Annotated in this window: 26 protein-coding genes; 11 read left to right on the top strand and 15 right to left on the bottom strand. The window is 64.9% G+C overall.

All coding sequences use genetic code 11. The features are described 5' to 3' along the window. The first annotated feature begins 10 nt into the window (after positions 1-10). Entirely contained in the window at positions 11-757 is a 747-nt protein-coding gene (locus tag BKY26_RS11270) for a sulfotransferase-like domain-containing protein (RefSeq protein WP_071690491.1), read from the top strand. Here the strand turns inward: BKY26_RS11270 and BKY26_RS11265 are convergent. Beyond that, the gene (locus BKY26_RS11265) at positions 748-2,259 is read right to left on the bottom strand and encodes a trimethylamine methyltransferase family protein (protein WP_071690490.1); all 1,512 of its coding nucleotides are present in this window, start codon (positions 2,257-2,259) and stop codon (positions 748-750) included. The genes BKY26_RS11270 and BKY26_RS11265 overlap by 10 nt on opposite strands. Before the next feature lie 87 nt (positions 2,260-2,346). Between BKY26_RS11265 and BKY26_RS11260 the strand changes: the two genes are divergently transcribed. After that, positions 2,347-3,321: a LysR family transcriptional regulator gene (locus tag BKY26_RS11260; RefSeq protein ID WP_071690539.1), complete on the top strand. Its 975-nt coding sequence runs from the start codon at positions 2,347-2,349 to the stop codon at positions 3,319-3,321. Here the strand turns inward: BKY26_RS11260 and BKY26_RS11255 are convergent. The 9 genes from BKY26_RS11255 to BKY26_RS11220 are packed head-to-tail and all read right to left on the bottom strand — an operon-like array spanning position 3,318 to position 10,050. Beyond that, positions 3,318-3,713 (bottom strand): CBS domain-containing protein, encoded by a 396-nt coding sequence (locus tag BKY26_RS11255; RefSeq protein ID WP_071690489.1) that lies wholly within the window; start codon positions 3,711-3,713, stop codon positions 3,318-3,320. The genes BKY26_RS11260 and BKY26_RS11255 overlap by 4 nt on opposite strands. Continuing rightward, complete coding sequence (locus BKY26_RS20410; protein ID WP_169829065.1) at positions 3,710-3,865, bottom strand: hypothetical protein; 156 nt, start codon at positions 3,863-3,865, stop codon at positions 3,710-3,712. The genes BKY26_RS11255 and BKY26_RS20410 overlap by 4 nt, the downstream gene beginning before the upstream one ends. Further along, complete coding sequence (locus tag BKY26_RS11250; RefSeq protein ID WP_071690488.1) at positions 3,865-4,815, bottom strand: FAD:protein FMN transferase; 951 nt, start codon at positions 4,813-4,815, stop codon at positions 3,865-3,867. Before BKY26_RS11250 ends, BKY26_RS20410 begins: the two co-directional genes overlap by 1 nt. A gap of 3 nt (positions 4,816-4,818) precedes the next feature. After that, positions 4,819-6,033 carry an NADH:ubiquinone reductase (Na(+)-transporting) subunit F gene (nqrF, locus tag BKY26_RS11245; RefSeq protein WP_071690487.1) on the bottom strand — a complete coding sequence of 405 codons (1,215 nt, stop codon included), beginning with the start codon at positions 6,031-6,033 and terminating at the stop codon, positions 4,819-4,821. Further along, positions 6,030-6,632, bottom strand: coding sequence for an NADH:ubiquinone reductase (Na(+)-transporting) subunit E (gene nqrE / locus BKY26_RS11240; RefSeq protein ID WP_071690486.1), 603 nt, complete (start codon positions 6,630-6,632; stop codon positions 6,030-6,032). Before nqrE ends, nqrF begins: the two co-directional genes overlap by 4 nt. Beyond that, positions 6,629-7,282: an NADH:ubiquinone reductase (Na(+)-transporting) subunit D gene (locus BKY26_RS11235; RefSeq protein WP_071690485.1), complete on the bottom strand. Its 654-nt coding sequence runs from the start codon at positions 7,280-7,282 to the stop codon at positions 6,629-6,631. Before BKY26_RS11235 ends, nqrE begins: the two co-directional genes overlap by 4 nt. Next, positions 7,282-8,052, bottom strand: coding sequence for an FMN-binding protein (locus BKY26_RS11230; RefSeq protein WP_071690484.1), 771 nt, complete (start codon positions 8,050-8,052; stop codon positions 7,282-7,284). Before BKY26_RS11230 ends, BKY26_RS11235 begins: the two co-directional genes overlap by 1 nt. Continuing rightward, entirely contained in the window at positions 8,045-8,830 is a 786-nt protein-coding gene (locus tag BKY26_RS11225) for an RnfABCDGE type electron transport complex subunit D (RefSeq protein WP_071690483.1), read from the bottom strand. Before BKY26_RS11225 ends, BKY26_RS11230 begins: the two co-directional genes overlap by 8 nt. Beyond that, a complete protein-coding gene (locus tag BKY26_RS11220) occupies positions 8,827-10,050 on the bottom strand; it encodes a hypothetical protein (protein ID WP_071690482.1) in 1,224 nt (407 codons plus the stop codon). Before BKY26_RS11220 ends, BKY26_RS11225 begins: the two co-directional genes overlap by 4 nt. Positions 10,051-10,198: 148 nt before the next feature. On the opposite strand from BKY26_RS11220, the gene BKY26_RS11215 reads away from it, so the two are divergent. Then, positions 10,199-11,272 (top strand): cytochrome c3 family protein, encoded by a 1,074-nt coding sequence (locus tag BKY26_RS11215; RefSeq protein WP_071690481.1) that lies wholly within the window; start codon positions 10,199-10,201, stop codon positions 11,270-11,272. Positions 11,273-11,293: 21 nt separating this feature from the next. On the opposite strand, the gene BKY26_RS11210 is transcribed toward BKY26_RS11215, so the two are convergent. Further along, positions 11,294-11,947, bottom strand: a complete 654-nt coding sequence (locus BKY26_RS11210) for a LuxR C-terminal-related transcriptional regulator (RefSeq protein WP_071690480.1) — start codon at positions 11,945-11,947, stop codon at positions 11,294-11,296. A 122-nt stretch (positions 11,948-12,069) separates the two neighbouring features. Between BKY26_RS11210 and BKY26_RS11205 the strand changes: the two genes are divergently transcribed. From BKY26_RS11205 to BKY26_RS11190, 5 genes are all read left to right on the top strand, one after another. Further along, positions 12,070-13,989, top strand: a complete 1,920-nt coding sequence (locus BKY26_RS11205) for a sensor histidine kinase (RefSeq protein WP_131541841.1) — start codon at positions 12,070-12,072, stop codon at positions 13,987-13,989. Next, entirely contained in the window at positions 13,989-14,312 is a 324-nt protein-coding gene (locus BKY26_RS11200; protein ID WP_071690478.1) for an EF-hand domain-containing protein, read from the top strand. The genes BKY26_RS11205 and BKY26_RS11200 overlap by 1 nt, the downstream gene beginning before the upstream one ends. A 93-nt stretch (positions 14,313-14,405) precedes the next feature. Next, entirely contained in the window at positions 14,406-14,549 is a 144-nt protein-coding gene (locus BKY26_RS20250; RefSeq protein WP_158514329.1) for a hypothetical protein, read from the top strand. 93 nt (positions 14,550-14,642) lie between these two features. Beyond that, positions 14,643-14,975 carry a hypothetical protein gene (locus tag BKY26_RS11195; protein ID WP_071690477.1) on the top strand — a complete coding sequence of 111 codons (333 nt, stop codon included), beginning with the start codon at positions 14,643-14,645 and terminating at the stop codon, positions 14,973-14,975. A gap of 161 nt (positions 14,976-15,136) precedes the next feature. Next, positions 15,137-15,502, top strand: a complete 366-nt coding sequence (locus BKY26_RS11190; RefSeq protein WP_071690476.1) for a hypothetical protein — start codon at positions 15,137-15,139, stop codon at positions 15,500-15,502. Positions 15,503-15,509: 7 nt separating this feature from the next. Here BKY26_RS11190 and BKY26_RS11185 read toward each other — a convergent pair whose 3' ends face one another. Further along, positions 15,510-16,529 carry an aromatic ring-hydroxylating dioxygenase subunit alpha gene (locus BKY26_RS11185; RefSeq protein WP_071690475.1) on the bottom strand — a complete coding sequence of 340 codons (1,020 nt, stop codon included), beginning with the start codon at positions 16,527-16,529 and terminating at the stop codon, positions 15,510-15,512. Between the two features lie 93 nt (positions 16,530-16,622). Continuing rightward, positions 16,623-17,561 (bottom strand): LysR substrate-binding domain-containing protein, encoded by a 939-nt coding sequence (locus tag BKY26_RS11180; RefSeq protein WP_071690474.1) that lies wholly within the window; start codon positions 17,559-17,561, stop codon positions 16,623-16,625. Positions 17,562-17,681: 120 nt separating this feature from the next. Between BKY26_RS11180 and BKY26_RS11175 the strand changes: the two genes are divergently transcribed. The 3 genes from BKY26_RS11175 to BKY26_RS11165 all read left to right on the top strand — a co-directional run bounded on the left by BKY26_RS11175 (position 17,682) and on the right by BKY26_RS11165 (position 20,183). Then, positions 17,682-18,767 (top strand): hypothetical protein, encoded by a 1,086-nt coding sequence (locus tag BKY26_RS11175; protein WP_071690473.1) that lies wholly within the window; start codon positions 17,682-17,684, stop codon positions 18,765-18,767. 166 nt (positions 18,768-18,933) lie between these two features. After that, entirely contained in the window at positions 18,934-19,872 is a 939-nt protein-coding gene (locus BKY26_RS11170; RefSeq protein WP_071690472.1) for a fatty acid desaturase family protein, read from the top strand. Then, on the top strand, positions 19,869-20,183 hold the full coding sequence (locus BKY26_RS11165; protein ID WP_071690471.1) for a non-heme iron oxygenase ferredoxin subunit: 315 nt from the start codon (positions 19,869-19,871) through the stop codon (positions 20,181-20,183). Before BKY26_RS11170 ends, BKY26_RS11165 begins: the two co-directional genes overlap by 4 nt. Positions 20,184-20,300: 117 nt before the next feature. Here BKY26_RS11165 and BKY26_RS11160 read toward each other — a convergent pair whose 3' ends face one another. Both BKY26_RS11160 and BKY26_RS11155 read right to left on the bottom strand, forming a co-directional pair. Further along, positions 20,301-20,786: an aminomethyltransferase family protein gene (locus BKY26_RS11160; protein ID WP_245764449.1), complete on the bottom strand. Its 486-nt coding sequence runs from the start codon at positions 20,784-20,786 to the stop codon at positions 20,301-20,303. 15 nt (positions 20,787-20,801) lie between these two features. Further along, on the bottom strand, positions 20,802-22,916 hold a 2,115-nt coding region (locus BKY26_RS11155; RefSeq protein WP_071690469.1), incomplete at its 5' end, for a glycine cleavage T C-terminal barrel domain-containing protein.

Raw genomic sequence — 22,916 nt, 5'->3', positions numbered from 1 at the left:
CTTCGCAGGCATGACCATTCACGCGCTCTGGTGCCACCCCCGCTCCGTCTCGACCGCCTTTGAACGCATCATGCGGCAAAGGGGCGATCTGACCGTTCTGCATGAACCCTTCATGTATGACTATTACATCGGCGCGGGGAACAAACCCTTCGAGAATTTCGAGCCGGAACCGGACCATCCGACCGACTACGCGGGCATCCGTGACATGATCCTGAGGCTTGGCACGGATGCCCCCGTGTTCTTCAAGGACATGGCCTATTACGTGCAGGACAGCCTGCCCGCCGACCCCGATTTCATGCGCGCCATGAGCCATGCCTTCCTTGTCCGCGATCCGGCGGAAAGCATCCTGTCCTATCACCGCAAAGACCCCGGCTTCGCCTGCGAAGAGGTGGGGATCGAGGGGCTGTGGCGGCTTTATCAGCAGTTGCGCGCGGCGGGGTTGAAGCCGGTCGTCATCCGCTCGGCGGCGCTGAGGGCAGACCCTGCGGGGCAGATGGCGCGCTATTGGCAGGCCGTGGGGTTGCCCGATTGCCCCGAGGCGCTGAGCTGGGACAGCGACGTGCCCGAGGGTTGGAAATCGGTTGAGGCGTGGCATGCCGAGGTTCTGTCCTCCACGGGGATCAAACCGGCGGAGGACCGGGATTACAGGACCGAACTGGAGGCGCTCGGCGCGCCTTATACTGATTTCGACGCGCATCACCGGCCGTTCTACGATCTGCTCTGCCAGGCGGCGGACGAGGACGCGCATCAGAAATAGGCCCTGTCTTCGGTCTCGGATTTGCGACGCGAGATATAGTCTTGCAACGCCTCGTCAATCGCGGGGTCCAACCCCGGATCTTCATACTCTGCCAAGCGCTGTTTCCACAGTGCATTCGCCCGTTGTGCCATGTCGAGCCCGCCCGCCCCGGACCAGTGTTCATAGGAATTGTTGTCGGGTAGGTCGGGCCGGAACAGCGCCCCGAGGAAATTTGCCTGCGTATGCTCGGCCCCCAGGAAATGCTTGCCCGGCCCGGTTTCGGCAATCGCCTCCATCGCCTGCGCGTTCTCGGACAGGTCGATACCGTCAAAGAACCTCGCAACCTTGCCGCACAGATCCGCGTCCATCATGGTTTTCTCATATCCCGTGACCAGCCCGCCCTCCAGCCAGCCGGTGGCGTGGTTGATCATGTTGGCGCCCGCGAACATCGACATGAGCAGGCCCCAGGTGCCCTCCTGCTGGCTTTGCCCGTCCGGCAGTTTGGACGCGGACAGCGTGCCAACGGTATGAAACGGCACCCCGAGCCGCCGCGCCAGTTGGCCCGCCGCCAGCACCATTTGCCCCGCTTCTGGCGTGCCGAAGGTAGGCGCGCCGGTCTGCATCGACATGGTCGACGCGAAGGAGCCCATCAGGCAGGGCGCGCCCGGATTGATCAGTTGCACCAGCGCAAGGCAGGCCATCGCCTCTGCCAGCACCTGCGCCAGCGTTCCAGCGACGGTCGTGGGGCTCATCGCGCCGGTCAGGGTCCAGGGCGTGCAGGCCACCGGCTGGCCCGCACGGGCATAGGTTTTCAGCGCCCCGGACATATGCGCATCCATGACCAATGGCGCGTTGGTGTTCGACACGCAGTAAAGAACCGGGTTCTGCGCCACGTAATCCGCGCCGAACAGAATCCGCGCCATATCAATCGCGTGCCCCGCCCGTTCCGCCCCGATAAAGGCCCCCATGAAGGGCCGGTCGGACCAGCGGATATGGGCGTAGAGCATGTCGAGATGGCGCTTGTTGGCGGGCAGGTCCACCGGTTCGCAGACCACACCGCCGGAATGATGCAGCCAGGGGATCATGTGGTGCAGTTTCACCAGATCGGTGAAATCCTCGTAGGACGCATAGCGCCGGCCTCGGTCGAGGTCGTGCACGAAGGGCGGCCCCCAGGAGGGGCAGAGCACGCTGGTGCTGCCGCCCACACGAACCGATTTCGCGGGATTGCGGGCGTGTTGCGTGTAGCTTGCGGGGGCTGTCGCGGTGATGGTCCGGCGGCAGAAACCGGGCACGAACCGCACCCGCGTGCCCTCCACATCACACCCGGCCTCGGCGAAGATCTGTAGAATCTCTGGATCATCGTGAAACTCCATGCCCGTTTCAGCAAGGATGCGGTCGGCATTGGCCTCGATCAGCTCCAGCCCTTCCTGCGACAGAACCGGCAGCGGACCGATCTTGCGATCAACATAAGGCGCGCGAATGGTGCTTTGATCCACCTCCCGTCTCTTGCCGCGCCTCGCCATGCCAAACCCCTGTTTCGCCTCACCAGAGCTTGACCCAACGGCCCGCACCACGGCAAATGAAACCACACAGCATTAGGTATTCTTATGATGCAGGAAAAACTGTCCTCGCGGCTGCTGTCCGACAAGAACCTTGTCACCGCACTGGAGGTCTTCGTGGCCATTGCCGAAACCCGCCAGGTGACCCGCGCAGCGAAACTGCTTGGCATCACCCAATCGGCGGCCTCGCAACAACTGGCCTCGCTGGAAGAGGCCTGCGACGCGCGGCTGGTGGACCGCTCCGTCAGGCCGCTCAGACTGACGCAGGCGGGCGAGCTCTGCCTGCGTCACGCACAGCGCATCCTGAACAGCATCGAAGACCTCGCAACCTCCATGCGCCACGAGGGGCCCCGCCCGATCAGCGTGCTGCGGGTGGGAATGCTGGCCTCCATCGCCACCACCCTGACCCCGCCGCTGGTCAATCTGACCAAGGCCGATTTCGGGGTCGAGGATCTGACCCTGCATGCGGGCCAGAGCGGCGATCACGAAGCGCTGTTGCGCAGCAAACGCGCCGATCTGGTGGTCACCTCGAACCCGTTTTACGACATGGACGGGCTGGAACGGCATGACGTGCTGACCGAGACCTTTCTGCTGGTCCTGCCCGAACGCTACCGTGGCCCTAGCGGGTCGCTGTCCGACATCCTCGAACACCTGCCACTGGTACGCTTTGCCGCCACAACCAGTGTCGGGCGGCGCACGGAACAGCATCTGCGGCGGCTGAAACTGGCGGTTCCCAGGGTCATTCAGGCGGACCGGTCCAGTATGGTCACCGCCTGCGTGGCGCAGGGCTTGGGCTTTACCATCCTGACCCCAAGCCTGCTGATCGACGGGTTTGTGGAACAGATGCCTCTGTCACTGCGCCCGCTGCCTGCCGCCAGCTTCTCACGCTCGATCACCGTTGTCGCCCGGGCCGGGGAACTGGGGAACCTGCCGGAACAGGTGGCCCACATGGCCGCACAAAGCCTGACGGATCAGATCACCCGACAGATGGGACCGGTCGGGCGAGAGGCCCTGAGCCTGCCCTAGCCTTCCGCCTGAAACGCGCGCAGCAGGTCCATTCGGGTGATGATGCCCACAAGCCGCCCGTCCTGCATCACCGGATAGCGGCGGTGATTGCTGTCCATGAACGCCTGCGCGGCGGCGACAACGCCCATACCGGTGTCGAGTGTTGTCACATCAGCGGTCATGTAACCCGCGACAGTGTCGCCAAGCTCCTGATGGTAGTGGGCATGCAGCACCGCGCGGAAACAGTCCCTGGCGGTCAGGATGCCCACAAGCCGACCCAGATCATCCACCACCGGGGCGGCGGAAATGTCATATTCGATCAGGGTGGCCACGGCGCGGGTCACCTCCGTATCCGGCGACAGGGTCACGAGGTTGCGGCTCATGTAGCGGTCTATCGTGGCGCCTTGAGTCATTCGCTTGCCTTCCGGTTCGGACAGGTCTCACAGGCCCCGCAAGACAGGCCGCTGCAACTGCCCTGCACGGGTTTGCCCCCGAACAGAAGCCCAAGGCCAAGGCCCAGGGCTGCCAGAAGGAAGACGGCCAGAACCGCCAGAAAGACACCCATCAGCCCAACCCTCCGATCTCGACGAACCCTTGCGCTTCACCGGTCACAGTGACATCGCCGCTGCGTGCCACGAGGACCGTGGCCAGACCGTTGGCCTGCGCATGGTGCGCTGCCTGCGTGGCCCCCATCACAAAGAGCGCTGTGGCCAGCCCGTCCGCCATCAACGCCCGGTCATGGAAGACCGAGACAGAGGCCAGCGTATCACCCGCAGGTGCACCGGTGATCGGGTCGATGAGGTGGCCATAGCGCCCCTGCCCGACGGCGTAGCTCTGATCCCACAGCCCCGAGGTTGCGACGGCCATCCCCTGCAGCCGCGCGACACCGGCAAGACCGCCCGCACCGTCCTCGATACCCACCTGCCACGCGCGGCCCTCCGGGTGCTGGCCACGGGCAATGACCTCGCCGCCCAGTTCCAGAACGAAGCCGCCTGCCCCCGCCGCCACCAACGCGTCCGCCATCCGGTCCAGCGCGTGCCCCTTTGCGATGCCACACAGGTCCAGCGTTATGCCCTCCGCCGCGCGGGTCAGCCGGTCGCCGGACAGGCTCAGCGCCTGCCAGCCCGCCTGCTCGGCCCCTTCGATCGGGCCGAACCCATAGCGCGCCACCAATGGTCCGACGGTGGGGTCAAACGCCCCGCCCGTGTCCAACACGATCTGCAAAGCGGCGCGGGTGGTCTCGGCCACGTCCCCGGACAGCGCCGCATGGCCCGCGCGGTTGAAGACCGACAGCTCCGATCCAGGCTGATAGGGCGACATCTGCGCATCCACATCGGCCACGACCCTGTTGATCAGAGCCGAGACATCGCCTGCGGGCAAATCGCTGCCAAACACCCCGCGCCAGTAGGACCCGAAGGCCTGCCCCCCGATCACCTGCGGATCAGAGGCAAACGCGGGTCGCGCCGTCAGGGTGGCGGCGGAAAGGGCGAGGAAATGGCGGCGGGTCAGGGTCATGGGTCAGCTCGCGAAATCGTCGAAGAAGATGGAATCCGGCTCGACCCCGAGGTCGTCCAGCATGGTGATCACGGCCCGCATCATCAGGGGCGGCCCGCAGAGGTAGTAGTCGCAGGCATCGGGCGCGGGATGATTGCCCAGATAGGCGCGCAGGGCGACGTCGTGGATGAAGCCGCTTTCGCCGGTCCATTGGTCCTCTGGCTGAGGGTCAGAGAGCGCAACAGTCCAGCTGAAATTCGGATGCGCGGCGGCAAGGGCCTTGAACTCGTCGTCATAGAACAGGTCCGACCGGCTGCGTGCGCCGTAGAAATAGGAGATGCGCCGTGATGCGCCGGGGCCTGCCAGTTGCTCATGGGCGATGGCGCGCAAGGGGGCCATGCCGACCCCGCCGCCGATCAGCACGATCTCCCGGTCGGACGGACGAACGCGGAACGTACCATAGGGCCCGGCCACGGCCAGCCGGTCGCCGGGTTTCAGGCCGAAGAGATAGGAGGACACGATACCGGGCAGAACACCGGGTTTGCCCGCAGGCGGCAGCGCGAGGCGGATGTTGAACACCACCTTGCCCGTATCCTCGGGCCGGTTGGCGATGGAATAGGCGCGAGACACCGGTTCGGGGCTGTGGGCTGACAGGCTACGCAGCCCGCGACTGTCCCAGACCCCGGCAAACGCACCTGCGTCGATGTCGGTGAAATCGAGCGCATAGGCGGGGGCAGTCAATTGCCCGTATTCCCCGGCGGTGAAGTCGAATTCCGCCCCTTCGGGCAGGGCGACCACCAGTTCCTTGATCAGCGGGGCAAGCGATTGGTTGGAAATGACCTCGCACTCGTACCGTTCCGCCGACAGGATATCCTCGGGCACCTGCACCGACAGCGCACCGCGCAGGACGGTCTGGCAGGCGAGCCTTTCGCCCCTGTCCGTCGCGGGTTTGCCGAGCGTCCCGGTTTCCGTGGCAAGCGGTGGTCCAGCATCTGTGACGGTCACCCGGCAGAGCCCGCAGGTGCCCGCCCCGGCACAGCCAGAGGGCATCGGGATGCCGCCAGCCTTCAGCGCATCCAGCAGCTTCTCCCCAGTTCGCGCCTCAACCTCTCGCCGTCCGTTCACGGTCAGGCGAACGGGTCGCGACGGCACCAGAACCGCCCGCGCGGCCATGACACCGAGCGCCAGCGCCATGATCAGCGCAACCATCAGCAGGGTGGCAAGCAGGATCTGGGTCATGGCGCGGCCATCGTGGCAAAGGCGGTGAACGCCATGGACATGAGGCCGGTGACGATGAAGGTCATGCCAAGCCCGCGCAGACCGGCGGGCATGTCGGCATAGGCCAGCCTTTCCCGGATCGCGGCCAAAGCGACAATGGCCAGCGCCCATCCCAGCCCGCTGCCGAACCCGAAGACGATCGACTCCCCAAACCCGTATGACCGCTCTGCCATGAACAGGCTGCCGCCCAGAATGGCGCAGTTCACGGTAATGAGCGGTAGGTAGATGCCAAGCGCCGCGTAAAGAGCCGGGGCGAAGCGGTCGAGCACCATTTCCAGCACCTGCACCATGGCGGCGATGACACCGATAAAGGCGATGAGCCTCAGGAAGGTCAGGTCGACCTCCCCCGCCCCGATCCAGCCCCATGCGCCGGGGGCCAGCAGCCATGTCAGGATCAACTGGTTCACGGGCACCGTGATGGTCAGGATCACGATGATCGCGGCGCCAAGGCCAAGCGCCGTTTCCACCCGTTTCGACACAGCCAGAAAGGTGCAGACCCCAAGAAAGAAGCTGAGGATCAGGTTGTCGGCAAAGACGGCGCGCAGGAAAAGGTCGGTCATGACAGCGCCTCCTCCCGGTCCACGCGGGTTGATGCGGGCTCCACCTGCTCGCTCCGCCAGCTACGCAGCGCCCAGACCAGCAGGCCAAGCAGCATGAAGGCAGACGGGGCCAGCAACATGAAACCGAAGGGCTGATACCAGCCGCCATCCGCAACGGTCGGGAAGATCGTCGCGCCGAACAGCGTGCCGAAGCCCAAAAGCTCCCGCAGGAAGGCGATGACCATCAGGATCGCGGAATAGCCCGCTCCGTTGCCAAGCGCGTCAAGGATGCTGGGACCGACCGGGTGCGACATGGCAAAGGCCTCGGCCCGGCCAAGCACGATGCAATTGGTGACAATGAGCGACACGAAAATCGAGAGCCGCTGGCTGATCGCATAGGCATAGGCCTGCAGGATCAGGTCCGCGACGATGACCATGGCCGCGATGATGGTGATCTGCAGGATCAGCCGGATCTGCGCCGGGATATGGCGGCGGATCAGCGAGATCACCGCGCTGGAGGCGACCAGAACTGCGGTCAGGGCCAGGCTCATGGTCAGGGCGGTGGTCATCGAGGTCGTGACCGCGAGGGCCGAGCAGATGCCAAGGATCTGCACCGTGACCGGGTTGTCGCGCAATAGCGGGTCAAAGAGGGGTTTCAGCGCGGCTCTCATCACAGGTCCCCGCTGCGCAGCGCGTCCAGCACGGGGCCGAACCCGAGCGGACCGACCCAGAAGCGGATCATGTTCTGGACACCGTTGGAACTGCGGGTTGCGCCGGTGATCGCGTCGACCTCATATGCCGTAGAACCGCCGCCACGCACCACGGCGACGCGGATTTCACCGGCCTCATCCATCAACTGCGTGCCCGGCCATTGTGCCAGCCAGCCCGGCGTCTGGATCGTCGCGCCAAGCCCGGGCGTTTCGCCCTGTTCGGTGATGGTCAGGCCAATCACGGTATTCAGGTCCGGCCCAAGCGCCAGATATCCCCGGATCGTCGATTGATAACCCTGCCCGTAGACCGGCAGAATGACCAGAGCCAGATCACGCCCGTCGCGGGCCATGAAAATCTGTTGCAGATCGGGCCGTGTCCCGATGCCCGCAATGTCGTCGTCCGGGGTCAGCTCCGTCACCTGTGTGGGGTCGACCGCGTCCGCCAGCGACAGGTCGCGCAGATCAACGGTCAGCACCTCAAGGCTGTCAATGCCGCTGCCCGGCAGCACTTCGGCCAATCCCGGCGTCTCGGCAATCAGCGCCTCCAGCCGGGCGCGGCGTTCGGCTTCCCGGTTTGCGTCGAGCCTTGGGCCAAGAAGCACCGCCGCACTGGACACCGCAAGCGCCGCCGCGAAGGACACCAGAAACGCCATGGTCAGCGTCTTGCCCCGGCTGTCATTTGGGGCCGCCAGCAGTCGTTGCCACAGGGAAATCGGATTCAGATCAGGCATGTCGCCGCCCCCTTGCATGGCGCTTTGCCGCAAGCGCCGCATAGTCGATTGTCGGCGCAAAAACCTGCGCCAGAAGCACCGCGAAGACCGTGGCCCGTTCCGCCCCCACCAGCCCGTCCGAACCGGCCAGAAGCGCGATCAACGTGCCGCCAAGCAGGCCGTAGACCAGCCGCGAGACTGGCGTTGTCGGCGCCGTGACCGGATCGGCCAGCAGCAGCAAGCCGAAGCCCGCGCCCCCGGCCAGCAGAGCGGACTCCAACGGCGCGCCGATCAGGGCCATCGCCCCAAGCACGCCTGCGACCCCGCCGAGCAGCGCTGGCAATGGCAGGATGCCAAGCGCCAGAAGCACAGCCCCAGAGGCGGCGACAGCCAGCAACATCGTGGTCTCTGTCCCCGGCGCGGCACCGCCCGGCCATGTCAGGAACACCATCGCCAGCGCCACCGGGGCGGCCCCCACCACGTTGCGACCCCAGCCACCGAAGATCAGGTCTGCCAGCACGATGCCAAAGCTCGCCCCAAGCGCCAATTGCATGGGCGAGAGGCCCGCCGGGGCCAGCACCGCCATCGACACCGCCAGAACCGCGCCGGTAGGCGACCAGGGCACCCCGCGCAGCCTTCGGAACAAAAGCTGCCACAGCGATGCGACGGCCAGCACCGCGCCCATGCGCAGCACGCCCTCCACCCCTTGCTCGACCACCACGATGGCGGCGGGCGGCAGAAGGGCGGCGACAACCGCCCACCCGATCATGTCCCGTGACCAGAGCCCGCGCGCGGTCATGCTGCCTCCAACCGGTCAAGAACGGCCCGCAGCCGAATGCCAAAATCCTCGCCCCCTCCGGTCAGATAGCTGGCAAGCGCCATGTCATCTTCCAGCAATCCCAGAACCCCCATCCGCTCGGCCTGTTCGACCTCTCCGACGCTGATCGCCCGCAACAGGGCAACCGCCGGGAAATCCGGGCCGAGAGAGCGGGAGACAGCCGCATTCGGAATCAGCGCCGCACGTTGAAGGGTAGAGCCCTTGCGGCCATGCGGAGCAGGGGCTTCGCGCGGGGTCAGGCTGATCTGCACATGTCTGCGACGCAGGAACCGCCCCTCCTGCCCCGACAACAGCGGACCGGACAGAAAGCGATAAGCGGTGCCGCGCGTCTCGCCGCCTGCCAGCGCCTCGATATCCGTCCCGATGGGAAGGCGCAGCAACCGGGGGTCCGCCGCCGAAGGCCCGCACAGGGACACGACCCGGTCGGCAGGCAAGGCACCATCGCGCAGCAGTTGGCCAAGCGCCAAGACATCCGCATAGCCGATCTGCCAGACAGGGCGCTCCGCAGACACCGGGCAAAGCCGTTCCACATGCACACCGGGCATTCCGGCGGGATGCGCACCGGAAAAGACCGCGATGCGCACACGCTCACCAATGCGGGCCAGTTCCGCGCCCGGAGCCTGACAGACGAAGACCGCCCCCCCGCCAAGGCGGCTCAGCGCCTGAATGCCGGTGTTGAAGTTCCCCGCCTCGGCCCGGATCAAAGGTGCGGGATCGGCAGCACCGGGATCGGTGGCCATCGCGGTCACGACAATGGCTGCGGGTGTTTCATCGGGCGGTGGCACCCGCCCGAAAGGCCGACGCAGTATTGCGGCCCACAAACCACTGCTCAGCATCAGACGACGCAGCCCATCCGGGTCGTCCGCCGTGGCGGGGTCGAATCGCCTCGCCTCTCCCGTGCCGCGCCGGATCACCATCCGCGCCACCTGCCTGCGTGCACCGATCACGATGTCCTCCACCGTGCCGCTGACCGGGCTGGTCACCACCCTCTCGGGCATGGCATGATCGTGCAGCACGGGTTGACCGGCAGACACCCGATCCCCTTGCGCGACCACCGCACGCAGCTTCATCCCCGGATAATCCGCCCCGATCAGCCCCACACAATCGGGCAGAGTGACCGACCCGATCTCCTGCCGGGGCGCACCCTGATCGGGCAGTCTGACACCTTTGATACGGGGCAATTCGGGATTCTCCGGTGAAATGACGCGGGTTCTTGTCCGCCCACCATAGCGCCTAACGCCCTGCCCCGGATTGATAGAGGTCAAAGCCAGGACCGAAGCAATCGGGCATATCTGGACCCAAGCTGTTCCCGCCCTGAAGGAGACTGTCATGAAGACCGCCCGCGCCACCCTGTTGGCCCTGCTGACTGCCATTGCACCCTCTGCCATTCTCGCGCAGGAAAACAGCACCGCTGCCGCCGTGCAGGCCTGGGTGCAATCGGCCCATGGCGATGCCGCCGCCGAGGCCTTCGCCCATTGGAACGGCGAAGACGAGGTGCCCGCCGCCTGCGCGGTCTGTCATTCCGGGGCGGGCTTCCGCGATTTTCATGGGCTGGATGGCACGGCCGTCGGCATGATCGACCAGACCATCGCGCCGGGGGGCGTCGTGGATTGCGACACCTGCCACACCGACGGCGTATCGGCGATTTCCGAGATCACCTTCCCGTCCGGCGTCACCATGACCGCGCTACCCAATGCGGGCACTTGCCTGACCTGCCACCAGGGCCGGTCGTCCGGCCCGACGCTGCAAGGGCAGTTGGAGGGGATGGACCCCGACGCGCCGAATGGCGAGCTGCGCTTCGTGAACCCGCATTATGCAGCAGCGGGCGCGACAACTTTCGGGTCAGAAGTCGCGGGGCTTTATGAATACATGGGCAGGACCTATGACGGGGCTTTCAGCCATACCGGGCCGATCACCACCTGTTCCTCCTGCCACGATCCGCATTCGCTGGAGGTGGTCACCGATGGCTGCCTGACCTGCCATGAAAACGCCGATCCCGAGACGATCCGCATCTCGCGCATCGACTATGACGGCGACGGCGACATCACCGAAGGCATCGCCGCCGAAGTCGAGGGGCTGCGCCTGATCCTGGCCGCAGAAATCGCCGCCTATGCGGAAACGGTCGCTGGTGCGCCGATCCTCTATGAGCTGCACAGCTACCCGTATTTCTTCAACGACACGAACGGGAATGGAGAGGTGGACGAAGGCGAAGCGATCTTCCCCAACCAATATTCCAGCTGGACGCCGCGCCTGTTGGCGGCGGCCTATAACTTCCAGTTCGTGACGCGCGATCCGGGGGGCTATGCCCACAACCCGAACTACACGCTACAGGCAATCCATGACAGCATCATGGACCTCGCCGAAGCCTCTGGCCGCCCGGCCCCCGCGATCAACCGGCCCTGAGGCCGCACAGGCCCGGCGGCGCTACAGCCCGCCCGCCGGGTCGATCAACCCTTCGCGCAGCGCATAGGCAATCAGCTGCGCGACGGAATGCACGTCGAGCTTCTGCATCAGGCTGGTGCGGTGGCGGTCCACGGTCTTAGCGCTGATCCCGAGCGTTTCGGCAATCTCCTTGTTCGACTGGCCCGCAACGATCAGGTTCAGCGTTTGCCTCTCGCGCGCGGTCAGGTCGGGCGCGTCCGGCGCGTCCTCCAGCATGGCCACAAGACTCGCCGCGATGTGACGCCGCCCGCGCAGGATGTTGGGCAACTGGCGATAGAGCTCGGTATTGTCCTCGCCCTTGGAAAACAGACCATCGACGCCACTTGAAACCAGTTCGCTGATCTTGCCCACGGACATGACGCCGGTCAGGATCACGATCTTGGTATCGGGCGACCAGCGGCGCGCCTCCAGCAGCACCTCCAGCCCGCCTGCATGGGGCATCTGCACGTCCAGCAGCAGCAAATGCGGCCGGTGCTGACGCACGGCGGATATGGCCTGCAGCCCATCCCCCGCCTCGTCCACCACGGCGATGCCGTCGGTTTCCACCATGCCGGGGGTTTCCAGCGCCGTGCGCAACCCCGCCCGGACGATGGCATGATCATCGGCAATAACCGCGTGAAATCTTGGCTCGGGCAAACTAAGCTCCCCCCATTATCTTTTGAAAAGGCAATCTGTTGCGGGCGATCCTATCATTCCTTTCTGTTTGCGCGACCCTGCTTTTCGCCAGCCTTCCGGCAGCCGCGCAGAGCCCGCCGGTGATGGAGGTCGACCCGGCCTATTCCTCGCCCGATATCGCGCCCGCCATGCGCTTTGCCCGTGATGTGGGCCAACCGATTGCCGACATCGTCACCGCCTATATGGACGGCGCCCTGAGCGGTGATTTCGACGCGGTGATCGCACCTGCCGCCCCCTATCAGCCGATCTGGGCGCTGACCGAACTGCTGAACGTCGCCCCCGATGAGGGCCGCCCGCCCGATGCCTGGATTCTGGCGTCGGATACCCATGGTCTTGTGGCGCTTGATGTGTTCCTTGTGCGCGATGGCGGCCTGACCGAGCAGTTACTGGCCCACGACATCCGCGAGCCCTTCGACCCTTCCGATTTCAGCGCCACAAGGCTGAGCAGCGCTCCGGTGGAACTGACTGCCGGGGAACGGGCGCTTTTGATGGTGCGCATGACCTATGGCGCGACCGATCTGGTGGATCTGAGCCTTGAAACCCCCGCCGACCATCAGGCCCGCACCTTCACTGACGGCCTGACGCTGGCCGGGTTCTATGCCTTCCTGGGCTCCTGCATCCTGTTCTTCGCGGTCTTCAGCGCCACCATGCGCAGCGATGTGGGTGGCGCATACGCGGGGCTTCTGGCCCTGGGGCTGATCTTCATCGCCTATATCGACATTCTGCTGTTCCGCTTTCTCTATCCCGCCCATCCCACCTGGCACCTGCCGGTTGGCCTATCGCTGCTCTATGCGCTATGTGCCGCCGGATTTGCCACCGCCGCCCTATCCTTGGCGCGCTTCGCCCGGCGGCCGAAGCTGAAACAGGCCATGCGGGGCCTCGCGGCGGTCTCGATCATCGGCATTGGCCTTGTCTTCCTCCTCCCGCCCGAGATCATGGCCCCCGCCTCTTACATCCTGCTGGTGCTGATGCTTGGGAGCCACCTGTTGGCAGGGTTCCAGTGGGACATGGTGACCGGTGCTCGCAGGCCGGTCTTTCGGATGGTTGTGCTGGTGGCCTTTGTCGGGCTTGGCCTGCTGATCCTGCTGGCACTGGCTCGGCTTGGTTCGGTCGAGATCCCGATGAACTGGGCGATCAAGGCGATTTACGCAATCATCGCGTTCGGCACCATGTCGGGCCTGTCGGTCGGCTTGATCGACATGCGGCGGGAACATGCGGCGGCGCTGGAACGAGAGATGGTGGCGCTTCAGAAAGAGGCGGAGACCACCCGCGAATTGCTGGAGGCCGAGCGCAACTACAGCCACGCCCGTGACCTGGCCGACCGGCGGCGGCAGCAGCTGGCCACCATGTCCCACGATATCCGCCAACCGCTCGCCTCGCTGCGCATGACGATGGAAACCATGACCCGCGACCAGTCGCCCGAAATCCGGAAACGGCTGTCCGAGGCGTTCGACTACATGCAGGATCTGGCGCTTGGTCATCTGGAAGACACCCGCCCCGAGGAGGATCTGCCCGGCGAGCCAACGCCAGAGGAACCGGAGGACAGCACCGATCCCTATGCCCTGTCGCTGATCCTGAACACGGTCGCCCAAATGTTCCGCGAGGAGGCCGTGTCGAAGGGTCTGCGCCTGCGGATCGTGCCGTCGTCGATCCCCGTCACTGTCCCGCCGCTCATCCTGATGCGGATCGTGTCGAACCTCGTGTCGAACGCGGTGAAATACACCACCGAGGGAACCGTTCTGGCCGGGGTGCGCCGCAAGCCGGACGGGGCCAGCATCGAGATTCTCGATACCGGTGTTGGCATGACGGCAGACGAACTGGAAAGCTTTCGGCAGGCCTGGTCATCGGGCAAGGACAGCAGCGGCCACGGGCTTGGCCTGTCGATCTGCCACGAACTGGCCGCGCAGCACGGGCTGACACTTGCCGTCACCTCCACCCCCGGCAAGGGCACCGTTTTTTCGCTGCGAATTCCTGCAGACCGCGTGGTAAAAGGAGCCTCATGATGCGCTTGCCGGTTCTGTTCTTGGTACTTTCCTTTCCCCTCGCGGCCATGGCCCAGACCGAGGTGGATGGCGTCGGCCCCGTGACCGAAGGCGAGGTCGATGCCTTTGTCGTGGCGGACGCAAACCGCGACGGGATGCTCAGCTTTCCCGAGTTCCGCGAATTCGTGCGCCAGATGGCTCGCACCGGCCAACCCACGGCCCGGCTGATCCGCAATTTCGCCGCCTATCGCATCGCCTTTCGGCGTGTGGACGCAAACGAGGACGGGTTCGCCAGCCCCGCCGAATTGCGCAGCGCCGACGACGATTTCCGCGAAAACGGCTAGCCCCGTCTGACTGAGGTATTGGACCCGTGCCCCGGCAGGTATGGGCACCGTATCCCTGATCCCGGCTTCATCATGAAACAGGGGCAGAACCTCATGAACCGCGCATCCTCTCTGACCACGCTCACCGCCACCCTTGCCATTGCCGTGCTGCTGCCCGTTGCCGCCGCGGTGACGCTGGCCATCAGCATGCCCGCCTCTGCACTGACCTTCGGGAACATCGGCGCGCGGTCCGGATAGGCCAGGGGACAATTGGGGGATCGCCCTCATCCAGGGTGACCGATGCCCCGGCTATCTTCTGCCCAGACACCGCCCCAACCCGAAAGGCCCACCATGACCAAATACATTCTTGCCGCCCTGCTGGCGCTTTCTGCCGCCCCTGCCCTTGCCCAATCCGCAACCGGACCGAACGACTACGTCGCCAATCCCGGCATCCCGAATGCCGATACCGGGCCGCGCTATTGCCCGGAACTGGCGCATACCGAACACCCGTTCCGCATTCGATGCCCCTCCTGGCCCGACATCAGCAACGTGGCCATCGGCGCCCCGATCGAGATCAGCGTCGGACAAGGCATCGTGGGCGACAACCGTGGCGTTCTTGTGGAAGAGGGTACGAGCGTCGGCAGCTCTTACAGCATTCTCGAAGAGGAGGACGATCACGACTGACCACCCCCCCGCGCGCAGCCGCGTCATGCAGCCCCGTCAGCCCTGCGCTGGCGGGGTTTTCCTAGCGGTCCACAGCCCCGTTTGGGGGATCGACCCTATCCGCAGCCGGGCATCCGCCCCCTAGGCTTGTCACATACCCCAAACCGAGAAAGGCCCTGCAAATGCCCAGTCCCACCCGCCGCCAGTTGCTGCTCGCGCCTTTCCTGTTGGGGGTGTTTCCCGCAAAGGCCGACCTCTTCCCAAACCATCCCGCAACGCGAACCATCGCGGCACAGGTCAGCATCACCGGGGGAACCTATCTGGGTCAATGGGCCGACGGACAGGAACTGCGTCAGATCCTGCGTGTGATCGGCCCGGACATGATCACGCTGCAAAGGCAGGGTTATTCCTCGCCCCCGGTGCCTTACCACCGGATTGCGCTGGACCGGTTCCAAACCGGCAATGGCAACAGTCTGACGGTGATCAGCGCCACACGCCTGCGCTGGACAAATGCCAACGGCACCAGCGTGATCTACGATCTGGAATGACCGGCCATCAGGTTTCCGCCTTGATCGCCCGGTCCAGCATCAGCCGAAACGCCTTGGCCCCGGCATCGAGCCCAAGGTCGATATGGGGAGTCACCGGATTCTTCATGCCCTTGTGAACCTCTTCCAGAACCTCCTTGTCCTCCAGGAAGGCCATCCGCGCACCGTCATTCATGTAGTCCGAGATCGCCTGATCCTCCGCATGATCATTGCGGTGCTGGAACCAGAAATAGCGGGTCCGGTCCTCATCAATCGGGGTCATGAAGTTGTAGGAGATGTTGACGAAGGTTTGCTCCACCTGCGGCTTGCCGTAGCCCCCTGTGCCGACGGGCGTGTAGATCGATTTATTCACCCCGATGGCGGGCATGCACATTTCGTAATGCTGGAGCCGGTCGCAATCGCCCTCGAAGCGGACCAGCTTTGCATAATAGGGCGACGGCGGCTTGTTCTCGATCCAGCGGGATACGACGACGCCGTTGTCGTGGCGGTCGATATTGAGCGGCTCGTCATCCGTACCCGCCCCCGCAAAGGAGCTGACATGCACCCAGGCGACGTGGCTGGGATCGAGCAGGTTGTCGCAGACCCACAGGTAATGGCAGTCGATATCCATGACCCCGCCATCGGTCTTGCCCCAGTTGGGATCGTCGAAATTGGGGATCGGGAAAATGGTATCGGGATCGGCCAGGCCTGGGTCGCCCATCCAGATCCAGAGGAAGCGGTAGCGGTCCACCACCGGGTAGGATTTCACCACCGCCCGGCGTGGGGTCATGCCGCGCTGCGTCGGGCTGTCGGTGCATTTGCCGGTGCAATCGAAGGTCAGCCCATGATAGCCGCATTCCACCGTATCGCCGATCAGGTTGCCCTTGGACAGCGGCAGTTTACGATGCGGGCAGGCGTTTTCCAGCGCCACAGGGCTGCCGTCTTCCTTGCGGTAGAACACGATACGCTCGCCCAGAAAGGTCTCCGCCTTCAGCTCGCGGCCTACATCCTTGCTCCAGGCGGCAACATACCAGCAGTTTCTCAGATACATGGGTGGCGTCCTTTCTTCGGGTGGCGATGGCCCATCCTGCCGCAAGGCGCAGGGTTGCGCCATGGGGCAGAGGTAATGCCCCCATTAGGCAGGCTAATTCATTGGCAAAACAGCGTCCGGCAGGTCCGGTTCCGAGGCGACCTCGGACCTGATCCATGACAGGAAGCTTTGCACCTTGGCGCTGTCCATCCGGTCATGGCGCAGGACCAGCCAATAGGAGAGCGGCGACTGCGCAATCTCGGGGAATGGCCGCACCAGCCGCCCGTCGCGCAGCGCGTCGATCACCAGCGGCTTGCGCCCGAGCGCCACACCGATCCCCTGAATCGCCGCCTGAACCACGAGGTTCGATTGCCCGAAGCGTCGTGACTTGGCCGGTTTCGGCAGGGTCAGGCCGCAGTTCCGCGCCCAGAAGTCCCACGTTGGGGCAGCATTGCCGAAGCTTTCGTTTTCGTCATGCAGCAGGGTGTGATGGGCCAGATCCTGCAATCGGTGCAGGCCGGGCGGGCCATCAACCAATGCGGGGGCGCAGACGGGTGTCAGGCATTCATGCATCAGGTGATCCACGTGGAAACCGGGGTAGTCACCAAGACCATATCGAATGCCGATATCGGCATCAGCGGCGGAAAACGGGTGCTGGCCGGTATCCGTCGCAATGGACACGGCCAGATGCGGATGCGTGGTGTCGAAATTGAGCAGGCGGGGGAACAGCCATGTAAAGGCAAAGCCCGGCAAACAACTGATGACAATGGTGTTTTCCGATCGCGTCCGGTCTCGTAGCTGTGCGCAGACGTCCGAGATTCGCCCCAGCCCGTCCGAGATTGCACGGGCCAGCTGATCGCCTTCGCGTGTCGGTTCCGATTTGCGGGCGCCACGGATCAACAGCTCATGCCCCAGCCATTCCTCCAGGGTCTTCACATGCTGGCTGACGGCGCTCTGGCTGACGCCCAGTTCCTGCGCGGCGGCAGAGAAGCCCGACAGGCGCACCACCGCCTCGAAAGCACGCAGGGCAGAGAAGGGAAGGTTGATGATCATATAAGTCAGTCTAATGGCACCCATTACGGGAATCAAATAGCTGAGTGCAACTCACGGAAGTTAGAGTGACTTTACGATCCGTCAACATTTTTGGTGTAGATCAGGAAAGGAGCCCACCAGATGCCGACCCCGTCCCCGGAAAAAGGTGCGCTCAACCTGCTGCGCAATTGCGCCCATGCGGCGGCGGGTGACAGGCTGCTCGTTGCCTATGAGCCGCCTGAATATGGCTATTTCGATGCCGATGCCGTCAGCATCGTTTCCCGAGCCGCCGAACGCCTCGGGCTTCGGGTCGATGCGGTCGACGTGGGGTTCAACCCCGACAACCCGCACCTGCCGCCGGACTTGCTGGCCCGGTTCGAAGCGGCCGACATCATCGTCTTCCTCGCACGGCTTGGCGATCAACTGCGGTTTTCCGACATGCCGCAGGGCAAGACAATCATCGTCAGCTTCGCGCTCTCGCGCGATCTGTTCGGGTCGGGCTTCGCAAATGGCCATCACGCGGCGTTTCTAGAATTAAAAGCCGCCGTGAACGAGACGCTGGACCGGGCGGAACATGTGCGGATCACCTGCCCATTGGGGACCGAGATCACCGGGCGGCCCGAAATGAACCTGACGCCAGAGGGCGACACAACGATCCTGCGTTTTCCCATGTCGGTCTTTACCCCGGTGCCCGCCCATAGTTTCTCGGGCCGCGCGGCGATGAGCTTTCTGACCGGCACCGGTTCGAAGTATTACGACGACTATTCGCCCGAATTCGGCGCACCGGTTTTTGCCCTGATGGAGAACGGTCGCCTGACCGGGTTCGAGGGCGAACCGGCGGATGTCGCCCGCGCCAATGCGCAATATGACCGGGTGTCGTCGATGTTCGGGATTGACCGCGATTTCGTCCATTCCTGGCATGCGGGCATTCATCCCGGCTGCGGCTATCCCTGGGACATGCGCCAGAACTACGAACGGTGGGGCGGCGCGGCCTTCGGCAATCCGCGCATCCTGCATTTCCACACCTGCGGCACCTATGCGCCGGGCGAGATCAGCTGGAACATCTTCGACCCCACGATCGAGGTCGATGGCGTGACCCTGTGGGAAGAGGGCGTCTTCCGCGCCGAGCGTCTGCCCGAGGGGCCCGCGATACTCGCCCGCTATCCCTGCGCCGCGGCGCTCTTCGCCGCGCCAGACCGGGATATCGGCCTGCGCGCCACCGGGTAGCGGCAGGGGGCTTGCCAGAATCGCGGGCGGCCCCATAATCAATAGGTAATGGGGCCGGTGTGAGGCGGCCCCATGGTGCGGAGCACTCCCGTCTCCGGTGCCGGTCATGCCCGAGATGGCGCCCCTTGCGGCCCCCGGCACCGGCAGAACTCATGGACCACCAACAATGACACAAGGCATTGTCACGCCCCTGACCCAGGCGCTTGCAGAGGGCAAGCTGACCCGGGACGAGCTCAAATCCTTCATGCAACGATCCGACGGCCCCGCCCTGCGCCGGCTGGCGCTTTGGGTGCTGGTGCTGGCGGGCACCACCACGCTGATCGCGCTGGCCTGGGACAGCTGGCTGATCTGGCCCGCGATGTTCCTGCAAGGCATCGTTCTGGTGCACCACTTCTCGCTGCAACATGAATGCGTGCATTACACCGTGTTCCGGACACGGAAACTGAACGATATCGTGGGCCAGATCTGCGGGCTGATCATCCTGCTTCCGCACCGCTTCTTCCGGTACGAGCATTGCGACCACCACACCTATACACAGCTGACCGGGCAGGACCCGGAACAGATCCCGATGCCGAAAACCTATGGCGAATACCTGTGGTATCTCTCTGCCATTCCCTACTGGCGGTCCAAGTTCACCGAGGTGCTCCGCCACGCCAGCGGGCGGCTTTCCGACGTCGAAAAGCGTTTCATCCCGAAGGAGGAATATGCCGCCGTCTATTGGGACGCGCGGATGATGCTGGGCGTCTATGCGGTGATCTTCGCGGGTATGGCGCTGACCGGTTGGTGGGGGCTGATCTGGTACTGGATCATCCCGCTGTTCCTTGGCGAACCGGTGATGCGCTTCATCCGAATGACCGAGCATGTGGGCCGCCCGACGGTGGCGCAGATGAGCGACAACACCCGCACCAACCTCGTCTCCGCCCCCTGGCGGTTCCTGTGCTGGAACATGAACTACCACGCCGAACATCACTACGTGGCCTCGGTGCCCTATCACGCCCTGCCGCGCCTGCACGAGAAACTGCGCGACCACATCCATGTGGAGCCGCGCGGCTATCTCGGCGCGCATCTCGACATCCTGCGCCAGATCCGCGAGGCACGGGGATGAGTGGCAAGGACTGGCGCGATGTGATCGCGGTGGCGGATCTGGAGAAGAACTGGGTCACGCGGGTGGAGGTCGGGCGACGCTTGATCGCAGTCTATGACACACCGAGCGGGGTTTATGCTTCGCTGGCGCTCTGCAATCACGGCGGGGCGGATCTGTGCGACGGGTATTTCGACGGCCATGTCATCGAATGCCCGCTGCATCAGGGCGCGTTCGACGTGCGCGACGGGCGGCCCGTGGCGGCGCCTGCGACGCGGCCGATGCGGGTGCTGGAGGCGCGGGTTCTGGATGGAATAGTGCAGGTGAGAATCTGACAGCTGCCTCGAAAGGTGGCCCGCAACGGGCCGCCCGGCAGGATCGCGGACCGCAGATCCGCCCCCTGCCCCGAGGCGCTGGATCGGTGCGCTCTGCGCGCGCTTTCATTGGCTGGCTCAGGCGGTGATCCGCGCGAGGCAATCCGTCACCATCGGCCCGAAACTCTGTTCAACCGCCACATCGAACCCGCCTTTACAACGGGTGACAAGCGCCCTGAGAGCGAAGGCCTCGGTAAAGCTCGCGGCCTCGGGGCCGAAGCGGCTGTCGTGCAGGTCCATCGGGCAGGCCACAGCCATGACTTCCGACGCGTCCGGCCCGGTGATGCGGAACCACGCGAGCGTGTCAGAGACCCGGACGAGGGAGATTTCCGGCGGGGCCTCGGCGGGACGAAGGGCTGTTTCCAAAGGGGCTTCATGGTCCAGATCGGCGCGCAGCAACCAGTGGTCGGGGCCGATGAACATCAGCGTCACGCCCCCGGCCTCGGTTTTCGAGTTGGGCCGGTCGGGGAAGGGCGGCAGCGCGTTGCCTGCCCAAGCCCCAAGTGCCTCTTGCGGGCCTTTCAGGTCAAGAAGCGCCTGCGTCTCCAGCCGTTTGAATGTCACGTCATAGGGCATCGCTCAGGACCTCAGCTTGTCGCCATCGGGGTCGTAGTGGCAGGGCGCCGTGACCCGAACCGGGATCACTTCGCCGCCCTTCAGCCGCACATGCGCGGTTTCGCCGTGGCGGGCATGGCCGTTGTCCAACAGCGCAAGCCCGACCCATCGTTCATGCACCACGCTCCAGACGCAGGCGGTGACAAACCCTTCGGTCTTTTCCTTTCGTCCGCCCGGTGTCAGCGGTGCGCCTTCGGGGATCTGGCGGTCGGGCTCGGGGATCACGCCGACCAACTCGCGCCTTGGCCCGCCCCCATCGCGCCGGATATGGACTGCGCGTTTGCCTAGGTAATCGGGCTTCTTCTTCGACATCGCCCACCCCATGCCCAGATCATAGGCGTCAACGGTTCCGTCAACCTCGTGCCCGAGCGACAGGAAGCCCTTTTCGACGCGCAGAACATGGCTCGCCTCCGACCCCACGGGCAGGATGCCAAAGGGGGCGCCTGCCTCCATCACCTTCGCCCATAGCGCGCGCATATGGCGGGGGGCCACGTTCACTTCGAAAGACAGTTCCCCGGTGAAACTGACGCGCACCACGCGGGCGGGCAGGCCTGCCACGGTGCCGTCTCGGACGGTCATGAAGGGGAAGGCCTCCGGCGAGAGGTCGATATCGGTGCCGAGCGCCGCCATCACCTCCCGCGCCTTCGGGCCGCAGATCGTGGCGTTGTTCCACTGGCTGGTGACGGTGGTGATGAAGACGTTCCAGCCGGGGAAACGGGTTTGCAGCATCTCCTCCATATGGCCGTTGATCGCGTCGGCATGGCCGGTGGAGGTCGAGATGATCCAGCGATGCTCATCCAGGCGGAAGCACACGCCGTCATCCATGATCAGCCCGTCATCGGACAGCATCAGCCCATAGCGCCCGTTGCCTGGTTTCAGCGAGGACATGACATTGCTGTAGAGGTAGTCAAGGAAGCGGCCCACGTCGCGGCCCTTCAGCTCGAACGTGCCGAGGGGGGAGCCGTCATAGACGCCCACGCCAAAGCGCACCGCCCGGCATTCGCGATTGGTGGCCTCCTGCAAGCCTTCGCCCGCGCGCGGGAAATAGCCCGGCCTGCGCCAGCGGGCGCCGGCCTCGTACATGAAGGCGCCCTGGGCGAGGTTCCATTCGGTGATCGGCGTGTGCCGGTAGGGTAGCGCGACGGTTCCCTCGCGCAGGCCGCCGATGGCCCCGAAGGAGACGGGCGTATAGGGCGCGCGGAAGGTGGTGGTTCCGACCTGCTCCATCGCCAGCCCCTGCGCCAGCGCCACGGTGCCGATGATGTTGATATTGCCGGTCTTTCCCTGATCGAAGCCCATGCCGCCGGTGGTGTAGCGCTTGACGTGCTCGACATTGGAATAGCCTTCGCGCAGGGCGAGGTGGATGTCGTCCACGGTCACGTCGTTTTGCAGGTCGAGGAAGGCCTTGCCCTTCGCGGTCTCCACCCGCCAGAGCGGCTCGATGGAATAGAGCAGGTCGGGGGCGTCGGGGATGTCCGGGTTTTGCGTGCCCGTTATCTTCGCGGCGGCCTCGGCGCCGGAGCGCAGCGCATCGTGCAGGGTGAGCGCGCCAGTGGCCGCGCCTGCGGCGCTGACAGCCTGCGCGGGCGTGTCGGGCAGGAAGGTTGCAAGCTGGTCGTCATAACGCAGCGTGCTGCGGGACTGGGACCAGAGGTGCACCGTGGGGTTCCAGCCGCCCGACATGGCCAGCAGATCGCAGGAAATGATCCGCGCCGAGCCGCCGGTTTTCGCGGCGACGGCCACGCTACGGATCTGCCGTGCGCCCTGTGCCTCGGTCACGCATTTTCCGGCCATGATCTCGATGCCGGGCACGATCGCCCGCGCCTCGTCGGGCACCGCATCACGGCTGTCGACGATGGCCCTCACCTCGACCCCCGCCGCCGCCAGATCGGCGGCCACCGCGTAAGCGGAATTGTTGTTGGTAAAGAGCACAGCCCGCTTGCCGGGGGCGACGCCGTATCGGTTGACGTAGGCCTGCACGGCAGAGGCCAGCATGACGCCGGGCCGGTCGTTATTGCCGAAGACGAGGCCGCGTTCGATGGCCCCCGTTGCGGTGATCACATGGCCCGCGCGCACCCG

This window comes from Nioella sediminis, assembly GCF_001879695.1.
GTDB classification, from domain to species: domain Bacteria; phylum Pseudomonadota; class Alphaproteobacteria; order Rhodobacterales; family Rhodobacteraceae; genus Nioella; species Nioella sediminis.
This window is presented reverse-complemented; position numbering and strand designations above follow the sequence as displayed.